We start from the raw sequence: 13,426 nt of genomic DNA, 5'->3' as shown, positions 1-13,426 counted from the left end.
GCGGCTAGCCCGGTACTTGTCCCAGCCCCGCCGCCAACAGCCCGTCCCAGTCCGGGATCTTCACCGAACCCCGGCCGAGCGACTGCCCCAGCTCCGCCTCCGCGCGCTCGATGTCCAGCCAGCCGCGCCACTCCACCGGCCGGAGCCCCGACTCCCGCAGGGAGTCCAGAGGTTCACCCTGGACCGGGCGCAGGGCGAGCGCGGGAGCGTCCTCCAGGAGCGAGGTCACCGTCTCCTTGGCGCACGGCCGGTTGGTGCCGATCACGCCGGTCGGGCCGCGCTTGATCCAGCCGGCCACGTACTCGCCGGGCGAGGGCACCCCGTCGCGCAGTACGCGTCCCGCCGCGTTCGGCACCGTCCCGCTCGACGCGTCGAACGGGAGCCCGGCGAGCGGGACCCCGAGGTAGCCGACGGCCCGCAGGACCAGCTGGGCCTCGATGTCCTCGTACGTGCCGGTGCCGCGCACGCCGCCGGACCCGTCCGGCACCGTCCGCTCGAACCGGACGCCGCCGACCCGCCCGTCCCGCTCCAGGATCTCCACCGGGCGCAGGAAGAACCGCAGCCGCAGCAGACGCTCCACCTCGCGCGGCTCGCGGCCCCCGGCCCAGCCGCGCAGCACCTCCACGTTGCGGCGGACTGCGGCGGGCAGCGCGGACGGGTCCAAGTAGCCGGGATCCAGGGCCAGTTCGGCGCCGTCCACGCTCACCTCGGCGCCCGGCAGCGCCCCGAGCTCGCGCAGTTCTTTGGTGGTGAACTTCGCCTGCGAGGGGCCGCGCCGCGCGGCCATGTGCACCTCGCGCACTCGTCCGGCGGCCAGTGCGTCGAGCGCCGCGTGCGGCACGTCGGTGGGCCGCAGCTCGTCGGCGCCGCGCGAGAGGATCCGGGCGACGTCGACGGCCACATTGCCCGCGCCGATCACGACGGCCGCGCGCGCGTCGAGCCAGTCGGGGGAGAAAGCGTTGCCCTCGGCGTCCGGGTGGGCGCTGTACCAGGAGACGAAGTCGGTGGCCGAGCAGCTGCCCGGCAGGTCCTCGCCCGGAATCCCGAGCCGGCGGTCGGCGGCCGCGCCCACGCAGTACACCACCGCGTGGTACAGCCCAAGCAGCTGCTCGGGCGCGATGCCGCCGGGCCCGATCTGGACATGGCCGAGGAACGTGATCCGCTCGTCCTCCAGGACGGCCCGCAGGTTGTTCTGGAGCGACTTGATCTTCTCGTGGTCGGGCGCCACCCCGTACCGCACCAGGCCGTACGGACAGGGCAGCCGGTCGAGGACGTCGACCCGCAGTCCGGGCACGGCGCTCTGGGTGAGAAGTGACTGGGCGGTGTAGACCCCGCTCGGCCCGGAACCGACGACGGCGATACGCAGCACGAAGGGAACTCCCTTCCGCGGGTGGAACCCACCAGGGACTCCAGCATCGCACCGGTGCGCGCGCGGCGTCAGGGGACGGCGAACGGTTTCGCCTCGGGCGTCACGGCACGGCGAGCGGTTTCCCCTGCGGCGGCGGGTTGCCCAGCTCCCATTCGAGCCCGAACCGCTGGAACAGCTCGGCGCGCAGCCGGGGCACCTCCATGGGCGCGCCGGGCAGCAGCGCCGCGAAGACCGCGCCCATCAGCAGCGCGCGGAGCATCGGGTAGTCGGCCTCCACGTCCTGCGAGCCGTAGCGCTCCATCGTGTCCCGCAGCAGCCAGGACAATCGTTGCTGCTCGGGGCATTGCACGAATCCCTCGGCCTGGAGGATGCCGGCCATATGGGCCCGCATCAGGACGGGGTGCACATAGGTGAGGGCCAGTATGGCGTCGATGGCCCGGGCCAGGCGCTCGCGGCCGTCGTCGGTGCGCGGCTCCTGCTCAAGCCCCGCGTGCAGGGCCAGGTGCATGACCCGGTGGACCGCCGACTGGAGCAGTTGGCGCTTGCCCGGGAAGTAGTACGAGACCAGGCCGCGGGCCGACCCGGCCCGGTCGGCGATGTCGCCGAGGGTGGTCGCCTCGTAGCCGCGCTCCGCAACCAGCTCGACTGTCGCCTGGAGCAGCCGTTCACGGGAACGTCGGCGCAACTCTTCATTGACCGATGCGCTTCGCGGGGACATGCTGTAACTCCTGCGTTGACTGGCTCTGAGCCAATATACTCAGGTCACCGTATGCGGGAACCCCTCCCGGGGGTTCTGGCCTGCGGATTTGCTGCCCTTTCTGGGTGACGCGGGGGATCACCCAGAAAGGGCGGCCCGAATCTGCCCTGGTCGACGAGGTCCAGTACGGGAGTGAGCCCGGCGGGCCGTTCTCCGACCGGCAGATGGTCGACGAAGTGCACCGCACAGCCGAGAGCCGCCGCACCGCCGTCCGCCCGGCGGTCGTCGCCGACCATCAGCACCTCGCCCGGATCGCACCCGGCGGCCTCGCAGGCTGCCCGGAACAGCCGTACGTCCGGCTTCTGCACCCCGTGCTCGTACGACAGCACACAGGCGTCCACCAGGTCGTCCAGGCCGTGCGCGCGGAAGACCGGCCGCAGATCCCAGCCGATGTTGCTGACCACGGCCACCTTGACGCCCCGCTCCCGCAGCCCGGCCAGGACCGCCTCCGTGTCGGGGTACGGGTGCCAGGCGGCCGGTGTCATGTGCCGGTCGTAGAGCGCGGTGTACAACTGCGGATCTGACAATGTCACCTCCCGCGCCAGGCCCGTGTACGCGGCCCGGTGCAGCGCGGAGCTCTGGTCGCGGGTCGCCCACAGCTCCGCCAGATGCGGTGGTACGCGGAGGGGATTGCTGCCGCCCGGCAGCGCGCCCACGTCCGCCAACTGCTGTGCAGTTACTGCTAGTTGCTCATCGGTCAGTGCTGTGCCGGTCTCATCGAGAACGGCGGACAGCCATTCGCGCGTCGACTCGACGCGCAGCAGCGTCCCGGAGAAATCGAACAGCACACCCTCGATCGCCATGGTCGCGATCCTTCCCCGCGTGGCCCGGCCGGATCAAGCCCTGTCGGGCTCGGGTGGTTCGCGTCGCTGGAGCGTACGGATGGCTAGCCCAGCGCGCGCAGGCCCGGGACGAAGGCCACCAGGAGGGGGACCACCGGGACCAGTGCGGCCGCCGCCGTGAGGCGGAGCCGGTGGCCCGCGGTGAGCCGGGGCGCGCCGCCCAGCAGGCGCTTCACCCGCTGCCGTACCTCGCCGTGCGGGGCGGGGCAGGGGCCGAACAGCCCACGGTCCTCGTTGAGTTCGACCAGTGCGAGCGCGATCGTGAGCCGCCCGTAGCGCCGCGACGCCACGTCGTCCGCGGCCAGTTCGACAAGGCGGTGCATCTCGTCCCGGAACGCGGCGAACACCGGGATCTTCGGGAACCCGTTGGCCAGCGCGGCCGAGCAGTGCAGCAGCCAGTCGTGGCGGGCGCGCGCGTGGCCCTGCTCATGGGCGAGCACGGCGTCGAGCTGACGGCCTTTCAGGCGGCGAAGTGCCGCCGTGGTGATGACCAGTTGGTGCATCGGACCGGGCAGCCACCAGGCGTCTGGGCGCTGCGCCTCCAGGACCACCAGCGGCGCCCCGCCGGGCTCCTCGCCGGGCAGCAGGGGCGCGCGGACGAGCAGTTCGGAGCGGCGTGCCCGGCGCCGCGCGCGGGCCTCGCGGATCTCCCGGGTGAGCATCGCCGCGGTCCAGGCGCCGCCGCAGAACAGCAGCACCGCGAGCGCCGCCGACCACGGGCCGTACGGGCCGAGCGCGTACGCGTCGACCACCGCGCGCGGGGCCGGGGCGAACACCTGCCCCCGTACCGTCTGCCAGGCCGCCGCCGCGCTGAAGACCATCGCGAGCGCGAAGCAGAGCAGCACCGCCGCCACCACGCACTGCCAGACCCACAGCGCCACCACCGGCTCGCGCTCGGCCCAGTGGGCGCGCGCGAACAGCCGCGGGGCCACCACGGCGGACACGACGCCGAGCGCCAGCAGCGCGAGGGAGACCATCATGGCCTCAGCCTATGAGCGGGGTCCTGCCCATAGGTATGACCTCGTGCGTCAAGTGACGCACGCCACGTTTTGATCACGATCATCGACCAAGGTGCGCGGCTCGGGATCAGAGTGCGATGAGCATGGCGAGCATCGCGATTCCCATCGACAACCGGCAGGCCAGGGCGAGTTCGGGCCGTGCGCCCCAGGCGATCGCCGTGCCCTCGCGGGCCGGTCCCGCCGCCGGGAGCAGTCGCGCGCCCGTGGTGAGCACGTAGGCCACGTAGTAGACGAGCAGCGCCCCGGTGACGAGTGGAATGCCCCCGGCGGGGCCCGCGTGGTCGTGGTGCGAGGTGTGGCTGCCGGGCGAGCTCATGGCCAGGGCCATGTAGACCATGGCGAGCGTGCCGATCGCATGGTGCAGATGATGGGTTCCGGCGCTCTTCGCGGTCGTGGCGCGGATCAGCCAGCCCGCGCGCAGGGCCGCGGCGCCGAAGACCGCGGCGTAGGCGGCGGACAGCCACGACGGCGGGGTGACGAAGGCCGCAGGGACGGCCATCGCGGCCATGCCGAAGCCCATCACCGCCTCGCCGCCGGCCGAACTGCGCGCCCGCTCGCAGTCGCTGCGCAGCCGCATCAGGCAGTACGCGCCCGCCGCCGCGCACACCGCCACGAGCAGCCAGCCGGACAGCGCGGATCCGTGCATGGCCCACCTCCCCGCTCGACGTGTGGCCCTGCCGAGGAGTCGATGCCCACGGGAAGCGCCGCGCACGCGGGCGCAAGGGCACACCGGGGGAGCGCACGCCCGCGACCTGGAGCCGTCCAAGGGGGTACGGGGGAGAGGGATACGCTCGTGGTGCCCCCGTGACGTACGACGTATTGATGCAGTTGGGAGAAGGTTCGCCATGGACACCACCCGCGCCGGAGAGCTGAGCTACCGGGACGCCACCGAAGCCGATGTCGAGGAGCTGGTACCGCTCATCGAGTCGGCCTATCGCGGGGACTCCAGCCGGGCCGGCTGGACCACCGAGGCGGACATCCTCGAAGGCCAGCGCACCGACCCCGAGGGCGTGCGCCAGGTGATCCACAGCCCGGGCAGCCGACTCCTCACGGTGGAGCGGGACGGCCGTATCGTCGCCTGCTGCCAGCTCGAACACCGGGGCGACGCCGCCTACTTCGGGATGTTCGCGGTCCGCCCCGAGCTCCAGGGCAGCGGCCTCGGCAAGGAGATCATCGCCGAGGCCGAGCGCACCGCCCGCGAGGCGTGGGGCGTCACCGAGATGCACATGACCGTGATCTCGGTGCGCGACGAGCTGATCGCCTGGTACGAGCGGCGCGGCTACCGCCGTACCGGAAGGATGACGCCCTTCCCGTACGGCGACGACCGCTTCGGCATCCCGCAGCGCGCGGACCTCGAATTCGAGCTGCTGGTCAAGGAGTTGGCCTGACGGACCGCCGGGCCTCCGGCCGGTTCAGGCGGTGAAGCGGCCGGTGCGGCGGATCTCCGGGCAGTCCGTGATCGCGCCGTCGAGGCCCAGCGCGCGCACCAGCCGCAGATGGTCCTGGGTGTTCACCACCCAGCCGATCACCTGCAAGGACGCGGCGTGCGCGCGCTCGACGGCCGCCAGCGTGAGGTGGTGGATGTCCAGCGACAGCGCGTGCGCGCCCACCGCCCTGGCCCGGTCGACGAGTTCGTCCTCCCACTGGCTCGCGATCAGTACGGTCCGTACGCCCGGCACCAGCGACACCATCCGGGCCAGCGCCTCGTCGTGGAACGACGACACCGTGACGCGGCCGACGAGGTCGCGCGCGTGGATGACGCGCGCCAGCTCGACGGCGGCCGCCACATCCTTGATCTCGGCCTGGAGCGGTGTGCCGACCGCGTCCAGGACCTCCTCGAAGAGCGGGATGCGCTCGCCCTGACCGGCGTCCAGCTCGCGCAGCTCGGCGACCGTCTTCTCGGCCACCGGGCCCGTCCCGTCCGTGGTGCGGTCCACATCGGCGTCGTGCAGCACGACGAGGGCGCCGTCCTTGCTCAGATGCAGATCGAGTTCGATGGCGTCCATGCCCGCGCGTTCGGCGCGGACGAACGAACGCAGGGTGTTCTCCGGCTCGACACCCATGACCCCGCGATGACCGATGGTGAGGAACGTCAAGACAGGCCTCGCTTCCGTCGACGGCGGATCGCGCGCGGGCGGTCCCGTGCCCACGCGGCAGTGCCGCAGCCTAACGGCCCGCCCGCGCGATGGACCCCGGCTCGCGCGGGGCGGCGGAGTCGTTTCCCCGGGTGGCCGCGATGCCCAGGACGAGTCCGGTGATGAGGGCTGCGACAAGGACGGCGCGGGTACTCATGGGGTCACGCCTCCGCACTCGGGGGACTGGAGGGACCTCTCCGTCCTACCCGTCCGGGGTGTCCCGCGGCCAGAGGTGTCACCCGGGGGTGGGCGAGTCCCCCGGAGCTTGACGGGTTTGGCACTACGTCCGCGCTGTGATAGAAGCGTGCGCCTCGGGCGCCGATAGCAGGAAGAACAGCGGCCCGCGTGAAGGTGTGCAGGATAATTTCCCGATATCCCTCTTGAGCCGGTGAACCGAACACGGATACGGTGTCTTAACGCGAGGTTCTCCCGTGGAGGAAGTGACATGACGGAAATTCTTGTGCAGGACGTGGTCGCCGGCGCCATCGCCGACCGGCCGGTGGTCGAGCACCCTGCCTGGTCCGTGCTCAAGCGTTCCGTCGAGGAGATCCGGCCCTGGCAGTCCAAGGACGGATCCATCGACTTCGACGCCGAGGGCGCGCCCACCCGCGCGGCCGTCGAGGCCGTGGTCGAGCGGATCGTCGACGCGGTCGAGGAGCTGTCCCCGCTGCTGCCGCACGACGCCGCGTACCACCGCGCGCTCGTCGCGGACCTGCGCAAGTGGGCCGACGGCGCCTTCGACGTGCCGGACTTCCTGGACTCGCTGCTGGCCTTCCACCCGGCCGCGGACCGCGCCGACGGCCTGCAGCGCCTGGTCGTCTTCCCCATGTACACGCAGAACGGCAACCCGGACCGCAACCTCGAAGCGGTCGTGCTGCGCATGGTGTGGCCCGAGTGGCTGGCCGATCTTGAGGCCACGCGGTACGACAACCCGCTGTTCTGCGGCATCGCCTTCGAGGACTTCACCGCCGGGTACGACACCAACTCGGCCGTCCTCTTCCCGGAGACCATCGCCGTGCGCGAGGCGCCCGAGCGCTTCACCTGGGGCGGCATCTTCTGCGACCGCGAGGCCGCGCGCTTCCGCCGCGTGACCGAGGCGGCCGTCGACCTCCTCGGCGTCCAACTGCCCGAGGACATCGCCGAGATGGTCGGCGACCAGGAGCGCTGCGAGAAGGCGTTCGTGCTCTGGGACATGATCCACGACCGCACGCACAGCCACGGCGACCTGCCGTTCGACCCGTTCATGATCAAGCAGCGCCAGCCGTTCTGGATGTACGGCCTGGAGGAGCTGCGCTGCGACCTCACCGCCTTCAAGGAGGCCGTGAAGCTGGAGGCCGAGGGCAACCAGCACGGCCGCGATGTGCAGTACGCGGTGCTCTTCGACCGGATGTTCCGCTTCCCCGTCTCCGGCGACCGCGTGCGCAACTACGACGGCCTCGGCGGCCAGCTCCTCTTCGCGTACCTCCACAAGCACGACGTGGTGCGCTGGACCGACAACCAGCTGCACATCGACTGGGAGCAGGCCCCGGCCGTCACCAACCAGCTGTGCGCCGAGATCGAGAAGCTCTACCGGGACGGCATCGACCGCCCGAAGCTGGTGCACTGGTTCGCCGCGTACGACCTGGTCTCGACCTATCTCGCGCCGCACCCGGGATCCCGCTGGGCCAAGGGCCCCGACGCCCTGGACCTCTCGCAGCCGCCGCGCAAACTCGTCGACGACGTGCTTGCGGACGAGTTTCCCCTGAGCATGTTCTATGAGGCACTCGCCAAGAAGCTGAAGGACGTGATTGCCTCCACCAAGGGAATCACCGCGGCGAGTGCCGAGCGAGCCGCCGCGTGAGCGCTCGTGCGGAGGAGACGATCATGAACGGCAACGGGAATGGCAACGGGCCGCTCAGCGGCGCCGTGATCGCGGTGGCCGGGGCGGCGGGCCCGGCGGGCCGCGCCGCCCTGCTCACGCTCGCCGAGGCGGGTGCCGTCGTGGTGGCGTCCGACGCGGACGCGGCACGCCTCGCGGAGGCCGTGGACGCGGCGCGCTACGCGCACGGCGGGGCGACCGTGGTGGGCGACACCGTCGACCTGCTGGATCTGGACGCGACCCGCGAGTGGGCGGCGCGCACCGAGAAGGAGTTCGGCCGCATCGACGGCCTGGTCCACCTCGTCGGCGGCTGGCGCGGCAGCGCGTCCTTCGCCGAGACGGACCTCGCCGACTGGGAGCTCCTGGAGAAGCTGCTGATCAAGACGGTTCAGCACACCTCGCTCGCCTTCCACGAGGGCCTGCTGCGCAGCGACCGCGGCCGCTATGTGCTGGTGAGCCAGTCCGGCGCGCACAAGCCGACGGCCAACAACGCCGCGTACAACGCGGGCAAGGCCGCCGCCGAGGCGTGGACGCTCGCGCTCGCCGACGCCTTCCGCAAGGCGGGCGGCGACGAGGGCCCGGGCGCCGCCGCCGTCATCCTGGTGATCAAGGCGCTGGTGCACGACGCGATGCGCGAGGAGCGCCCGAACGCGAAGTTCGCGGGCTTCACCGACGTCAAGGAGCTCGCCCAGGAGATCGCCGGGGTCTGGGACAAGCCCGCGGCGGAAGTGAACGGACAGCGTCTGTGGCTGACCCCGAAGCCGTGAGGACGGACGCGCGCCGCCACCACGACCCCGAGGTGCGCGGCTTCGCCAGCGACAACTACGCCGGTGTGCACCCCGAGATCCTGGCCGCGATAGCCCTCGCCAACGGAGGTCACCAGATCTCCTACGGCGAGGACGAGTACACCGACCACCTCCAGCGGGTCATCCACAGCCACTTCGGCGCCGACGCGCAGGCGTTCCCGGTCTTCAACGGCACGGGCGCCAACGTGGTGGCGCTGCAGGCGCTGACCGACCGCTGGGGTTCGGTGGTGTGCGCCGAGACCGCGCACATCAACGTGGACGAGGGCGGTGCGCCGGAGCGCATGGCGGGCCTCAAGCTGCTCACCGTGCCCACGCCGGACGGGAAGCTCACCCCCGAGCTCATCGACCGGCAGGCGTGGGGCTGGGACGACGAGCACCGGGCCATGCCGCAGGTCGTCTCGCTCGCCCAGAACACCGAACTGGGCACGGTCTACACGCCCGACGAGATCCGCGCGATCTGCGACCACGCCCATCAGCTGGGCATGAAGGTGCACCTCGACGGAGCCCGGCTGGCCAACGCCGCGGCCTCGCTCGACGTACCGATGCGGGCGTTCACCAACGCGGTGGGCGTCGACGTACTCTCGTACGGCGGGACCAAGAACGGGATGATGTTCGGCGAGGCCGTCGTCGTGCTCAACCCCGACGCGGTGCGCCGGATGAAGCACATCCGCAAGATGTCGATGCAGCTCGCCTCCAAGATGCGTTTTGTGTCAGTGCAGTTGGAGGCGCTGCTCGCCAAGGACCTGTGGCTGCGCAACGCGCGCCACGCCAACGCGATGGCCCGGCGGCTCGCCGACGGTGTGAGCGCGGTCGGCGGCGTCGAGATCCTCTACCCGGTCCAGGCGAACGCGGTCTTCGCGCGCCTTCCGCACGACGTCAGCGAGCGGCTGCAGAAGCGCTACCGCTTCTACTTCTGGGACGAGGCGGCCGGCGACGTCCGCTGGATGTGCTCGTACGACACCACCGAGGACGACGTGGACGGCTTCCTGGCGGCGCTCAAGGAGGAGATGTCCCGCTAATCGCTGGATAGATATGTGGCCGACCGTAAAGTCATTGACTTACGGTCGGCCGCTTTCGTACGCTCCCGTGCCATGCGGCTCACTCAGCGGAACCCTGAACTCGCGGCCTACCTCGTGTCGGACGAGGTCATCGACCACGACCACCCGCTCGTACGCACCCTCGCGGCGAAGCTCGCGTCCGACGCACTCGACGCATACTCATACGCCAAGCGCGCCTATGAATTCGCCCGCGACACCATCCCGCACTCCCAGGACTCGGGCGACATGCGTGTCACCTGGCGGGCCTCCGACGTCCTGGAGCAGGGCACCGGCATCTGTTACGCCAAGTCCCACGCCTATGCCGCGCTGCTGCGGGCCGAGGGGATACCGGCCGCCCTCTGCTACCAGCGGCTCGCGGATGACGACGGCTCGAACCCCGCCGTCCATGGCCTGGTCGCCCTCAAGCTGCCCGGCGAGCGGGAGTGGGCCCGGCAGGACGTGCGCGGGAACAAGCCCGGGGTCGACGCCCAGTTTTCCGTGGGGGAGGAGCGGCTGGCCTGGAAGGCTCGCTCGGAGTTCAGTGAGGTGGACTACCCGGTACTCTATGATGTACCGCATCCTGTGGTGCTGGCCGCTCTGAAGGCCGCGCCCGACCGTCCGTATCTCTGGCGGACGCTCCCGACCGAACTGTGAGGCACGACCGATCATGACGTTCACGCTCACCGTCTCCGACGAGGTCCGCGCGCTCGCGCCCGGCTTCACCCATGTCGCCGTCGAGGCCCGCGAACTCGTCAACGGCCCCAGTGACGCGGCGAGTTCGGCCCTGCTGGACGAGGCCGCGCGGCGGCTGCGCGAACGGCTCGGCGGCCTCGCCCCGCACGAGGACCCGCACATGGTCGCCTGGCGCGCCGCGTACACGGCGTTCGGCGCCAAGCCGTCCCGTACGCGCAACTCCGCCGAGGCGCTGGCCAAGCGCGCGCTCGCCGACGGCGGGCTGCCGCGGGTCAACCGGCTCGTGGACGTCTACAACGCGATCAGCGTCGCCCATCTCGTCCCGGTCGGCGGCGAGGACGCCGAGCTGATCAAGGGGTCGATGCGGCTGGTGCGGGCCGTCGGCGACGAGCCGTTCCCCACGGTCGCGGGCGGCGAGACGGTGATCGAGCACCCGGACGCGGGCGAGGTGGTGTGGTGCGACGACGAGGGCGTGACCTGCCGTCGCTGGAACTGGCGCCAGGGGGTGCGCACCCGGCTGACCGAGGAGTCGACCAGCGCGTTGTTCCTGCTGGAGGGGATGGCGCCGCACTGCGATCTCCAGACGGCGGGAGCCGAGCTCGCCGAGCTCCTGGAGAAGGCCAGCCCCGGTGCGCGGATCACCGTGCACGCACCGGTGGGCGCCGGGGCGTGACGATTCAGCGGCTGGCTTCGCGCTCGCGTACCTCTTCGGGCGTGGGCGCGGTGCCGCCGAGGTGCGCCGGGATCCACCAGGTGTCGGCGGCGTCCTTCGGGCGTACGGGATAGGCGCGCTGGGCGGCTTCCAGGAGCTCCTGGCACCGCTCGCGCAGCCGCCGGGTGATGGCGCCCGCGTACTGGTCGGCGGGGGCCTCCACCGGCTCGCCGACCCGGATGGTGACGGGGATGTGGCTGCGCTTGAAGTTGCGCGGGCGGCCCTTGGTCCACACCCGCTGGGTGCCCCACAGCGCCATCGGGATCAGCGGGACGCCCGCCTCCTGGGCGAGCCGGGCCGCACCCGACTTGAAGCTCTTCAGCGTGAACGACTGCGAGATGGTCGCCTCGGGGAAGACGCCGACGATCTCACCGGAGCGCAGCGACGCCAAGGCGTGCGCGTACGCGGACTCGCCCTGCTTGCGGTCCACCGGGATGTGCTTCATGCCCCGCATCAGCGGGCCCGAGATCTTGTGCCGGAAGACCGACTCCTTGGCCATGAAGCGCACCAGGCGCTTCTGCGGCAGCGCGGCGAGCCCGGTGAAGATGAAGTCCAGATAGCTGATGTGGTTGCTGACGAGCACCGCCCCGCCCGTGCGGGGGATGTTCTCCGAACCCTGCGTGTCGATCTTCAGGTCGAGCGCCTTGAACAGGGTCAGGGCGGCGCCGACGACCGGCCGATACACGAGTTCTGCCATCTGGGGGAGGCCCTTCTGATCCCGGGGGAGGGTTCCTCCCGGTGGAAGTTACGCAGCCGTAGGTTTTCGGCATTGGGCAGATCGTGCCCGATACGCGCCGTGCTGGCCAGTCCTGGGGCCTTGTGCGAGGGAGATTCTCATCACGTACGCCCAGGTCGGGGCCGTGCGGGAATCTTCCGGCCGGTCCTGGGCGCTGTACAGGCCGGACATCGGAGTAAGGGGAGGGGTCGTGGTGCGCGAGGACGAGCCGAGGCTCGGAGCGGGGGAGTTGGGCCGGGAGCTGGGCGAGCGGGCCACCCTGGTCCAGTTCTCCACGGCGTTCTGCCAGCCCTGCCGGGCAACTCGGCGCACTCTGGCGGAAGTTGCCGCCATGGTGGACGGGGTCGAGCATGTGGAGATCGACGCCGAGGACCGTCTCGCGCTCGTACGGGCCCTCGACATCCGGGCTACGCCCACCGTCCTGGTCCTCGATCGCGAGGGCAGGATCGTGCGCCGGGCGTCCGGACAGCCGCGCCGGGCCGATGTGATCGCCGCGCTGGGAGAGGCGGTGTGAGCTGCGTGGAGCGTCCCGTGACGGATCTCCCACATCGTAGAACGCACTTGACTGAGCCCGTCCGCAATCGTCAGTCTGACGATGTGCCGATCCGAATCCTTCTCTATGGGCGCGTCCATGCGGACCTCGCCCGCACCGCAAGTGCGCGCTGTACGGGCCGCTGAGCATCTCCCGGCCCCCTCGCACCGACCGCAGAAGGACAACTCCATGACGGCTTCGCCCGAGCTCGGCACGGGACGCCTCGCCTCACCCCAGCTCTTCCGCGCGGTCTTCCGCCAGCACGCCGCCGGCGTCGCGGTGATCACCGCGCAGCGTGACGGCCGGCCCGTCGGCTTCACCGCCACCTCCCTCAACTCGGTCGCCGCCGAGCCCCCGTTGCTCTCCTTCGGCATCGGCACCGGCTCCTCCAGCTGGCCCGTGGTCGCCGAGGCCGAGCACATCGGCGTCCACATACTCGGCGAGCACCAGGAAGAGCTGGCGGCGACCTTCGCGCGCAGCGGCGCCGACCGCTTCGGCGCTCCCACCCGCTGGCAACCGGGCCCCGAGGGCGTGCCCGTGCTCGACGGGGTGCTGGCGTGGCTGGTGTGCCGGGTGGTGGCCCGCATCCCGGCCGGGGACCACCGCATCGTGGTCGGCCAGGCGGTCGTCGGCGAGCCCGCGGGCGCCGGCCGCCCGCTCCTCTACCACCAGGGCCGCTTCAACGGGCTGCGGGACTGACCCCGCCCGGGGACCGCCTCAACGTCCGCGAGGGCCGAAAAGTCTCCGTACTCGCCGGTTACTCAGCGTTGGCAACGTCACAGTTCAAAGCGCTTGCTTACTGGGAACACAGTGGGTGTACTGGCGAGTAATATTTCGTTCGGAGCGTCGGTCGCCCCGACCGGAAACCGCCCCATCAGGCGCCTATGCTGCGTGCAACAAGGCAGCCCAGAAATGACGATGCAGTAGGAG

16 protein-coding genes are annotated in these 13,426 nt (G+C 71.2%); 8 read left to right on the top strand and 8 right to left on the bottom strand.

Annotated elements, in window-relative coordinates; translation table 11 throughout:
• Positions 1 to 4: 4 nt before the first annotated feature.
• The 5 genes from BG418_RS16760 to BG418_RS16740 all read right to left on the bottom strand — a co-directional run bounded on the left by BG418_RS16760 (position 5) and on the right by BG418_RS16740 (position 4,633).
• The gene (locus tag BG418_RS16760) at positions 5 to 1,369 is read right to left on the bottom strand and encodes an FAD-dependent oxidoreductase (RefSeq protein ID WP_188274689.1); all 1,365 of its coding nucleotides are present in this window, start codon (positions 1,367 to 1,369) and stop codon (positions 5 to 7) included.
• Between the two features lie 100 nt (positions 1,370 to 1,469).
• A complete protein-coding gene (locus tag BG418_RS16755) occupies positions 1,470 to 2,087 on the bottom strand; it encodes a TetR/AcrR family transcriptional regulator (protein ID WP_188274688.1) in 618 nt (205 codons plus the stop codon).
• 44 nt (positions 2,088 to 2,131) lie between these two features.
• Positions 2,132 to 2,929, bottom strand: coding sequence for an HAD family hydrolase (locus BG418_RS16750; RefSeq protein ID WP_188274687.1), 798 nt, complete (start codon positions 2,927 to 2,929; stop codon positions 2,132 to 2,134).
• 83 nt (positions 2,930 to 3,012) lie between these two features.
• A complete protein-coding gene (locus tag BG418_RS16745; RefSeq protein WP_188274686.1) occupies positions 3,013 to 3,948 on the bottom strand; it encodes a M56 family metallopeptidase in 936 nt (311 codons plus the stop codon).
• Between the two features lie 106 nt (positions 3,949 to 4,054).
• Complete coding sequence (locus tag BG418_RS16740) at positions 4,055 to 4,633, bottom strand: DUF5134 domain-containing protein (RefSeq protein ID WP_188274685.1); 579 nt, start codon at positions 4,631 to 4,633, stop codon at positions 4,055 to 4,057.
• Positions 4,634 to 4,832: 199 nt separating this feature from the next.
• Between BG418_RS16740 and BG418_RS16735 the strand changes: the two genes are divergently transcribed.
• Positions 4,833 to 5,375: a GNAT family N-acetyltransferase gene (locus tag BG418_RS16735; protein ID WP_188274684.1), complete on the top strand. Its 543-nt coding sequence runs from the start codon at positions 4,833 to 4,835 to the stop codon at positions 5,373 to 5,375.
• 24 nt (positions 5,376 to 5,399) lie between these two features.
• On the opposite strand, the gene BG418_RS16730 is transcribed toward BG418_RS16735, so the two are convergent.
• Positions 5,400 to 6,083, bottom strand: a complete 684-nt coding sequence (locus tag BG418_RS16730) for a glycerophosphodiester phosphodiesterase family protein (RefSeq protein ID WP_188274683.1) — start codon at positions 6,081 to 6,083, stop codon at positions 5,400 to 5,402.
• A 70-nt stretch (positions 6,084 to 6,153) separates the two neighbouring features.
• On the bottom strand, positions 6,154 to 6,279 hold the full coding sequence (locus tag BG418_RS40545) for a hypothetical protein (protein WP_262928592.1): 126 nt from the start codon (positions 6,277 to 6,279) through the stop codon (positions 6,154 to 6,156).
• Positions 6,280 to 6,567: 288 nt separating this feature from the next.
• On the opposite strand from BG418_RS40545, the gene BG418_RS16725 reads away from it, so the two are divergent.
• From BG418_RS16725 to BG418_RS16705, 5 genes are all read left to right on the top strand, one after another.
• Positions 6,568 to 7,962 carry a DUF6421 family protein gene (locus BG418_RS16725; RefSeq protein WP_188274682.1) on the top strand — a complete coding sequence of 465 codons (1,395 nt, stop codon included), beginning with the start codon at positions 6,568 to 6,570 and terminating at the stop codon, positions 7,960 to 7,962.
• A 23-nt stretch (positions 7,963 to 7,985) separates the two neighbouring features.
• Entirely contained in the window at positions 7,986 to 8,747 is a 762-nt protein-coding gene (locus BG418_RS16720) for an SDR family NAD(P)-dependent oxidoreductase (protein ID WP_188274681.1), read from the top strand.
• Positions 8,744 to 9,805: a low specificity L-threonine aldolase gene (locus tag BG418_RS16715; RefSeq protein ID WP_188274800.1), complete on the top strand. Its 1,062-nt coding sequence runs from the start codon at positions 8,744 to 8,746 to the stop codon at positions 9,803 to 9,805. Before BG418_RS16720 ends, BG418_RS16715 begins: the two co-directional genes overlap by 4 nt.
• Before the next feature lie 72 nt (positions 9,806 to 9,877).
• Complete coding sequence (locus BG418_RS16710; RefSeq protein WP_188274680.1) at positions 9,878 to 10,477, top strand: transglutaminase family protein; 600 nt, start codon at positions 9,878 to 9,880, stop codon at positions 10,475 to 10,477.
• A gap of 13 nt (positions 10,478 to 10,490) precedes the next feature.
• On the top strand, positions 10,491 to 11,189 hold the full coding sequence (locus BG418_RS16705; protein WP_188274679.1) for a B3/4 domain-containing protein: 699 nt from the start codon (positions 10,491 to 10,493) through the stop codon (positions 11,187 to 11,189).
• Positions 11,190 to 11,193: 4 nt separating this feature from the next.
• Here BG418_RS16705 and BG418_RS16700 read toward each other — a convergent pair whose 3' ends face one another.
• A complete protein-coding gene (locus BG418_RS16700) occupies positions 11,194 to 11,925 on the bottom strand; it encodes a 1-acyl-sn-glycerol-3-phosphate acyltransferase (protein ID WP_188274678.1) in 732 nt (243 codons plus the stop codon).
• A gap of 208 nt (positions 11,926 to 12,133) precedes the next feature.
• On the opposite strand from BG418_RS16700, the gene BG418_RS16695 reads away from it, so the two are divergent.
• Both BG418_RS16695 and BG418_RS16690 read left to right on the top strand, forming a co-directional pair.
• Positions 12,134 to 12,478 (top strand): TlpA family protein disulfide reductase, encoded by a 345-nt coding sequence (locus tag BG418_RS16695; protein ID WP_398999157.1) that lies wholly within the window; start codon positions 12,134 to 12,136, stop codon positions 12,476 to 12,478.
• 207 nt (positions 12,479 to 12,685) lie between these two features.
• A complete protein-coding gene (locus BG418_RS16690; RefSeq protein WP_188274677.1) occupies positions 12,686 to 13,195 on the top strand; it encodes a flavin reductase family protein in 510 nt (169 codons plus the stop codon).
• Positions 13,196 to 13,426: the final 231 nt, after the last annotated feature.

This window comes from Streptomyces sp. CBMA152 (assembly GCF_014596475.1).
Taxonomy (GTDB): Bacteria; Actinomycetota; Actinomycetes; order Streptomycetales; family Streptomycetaceae; genus Streptomyces.
Note: the sequence above shows the minus strand (reverse complement) of the source record. Positions and strands in the feature narration are given on the sequence as shown.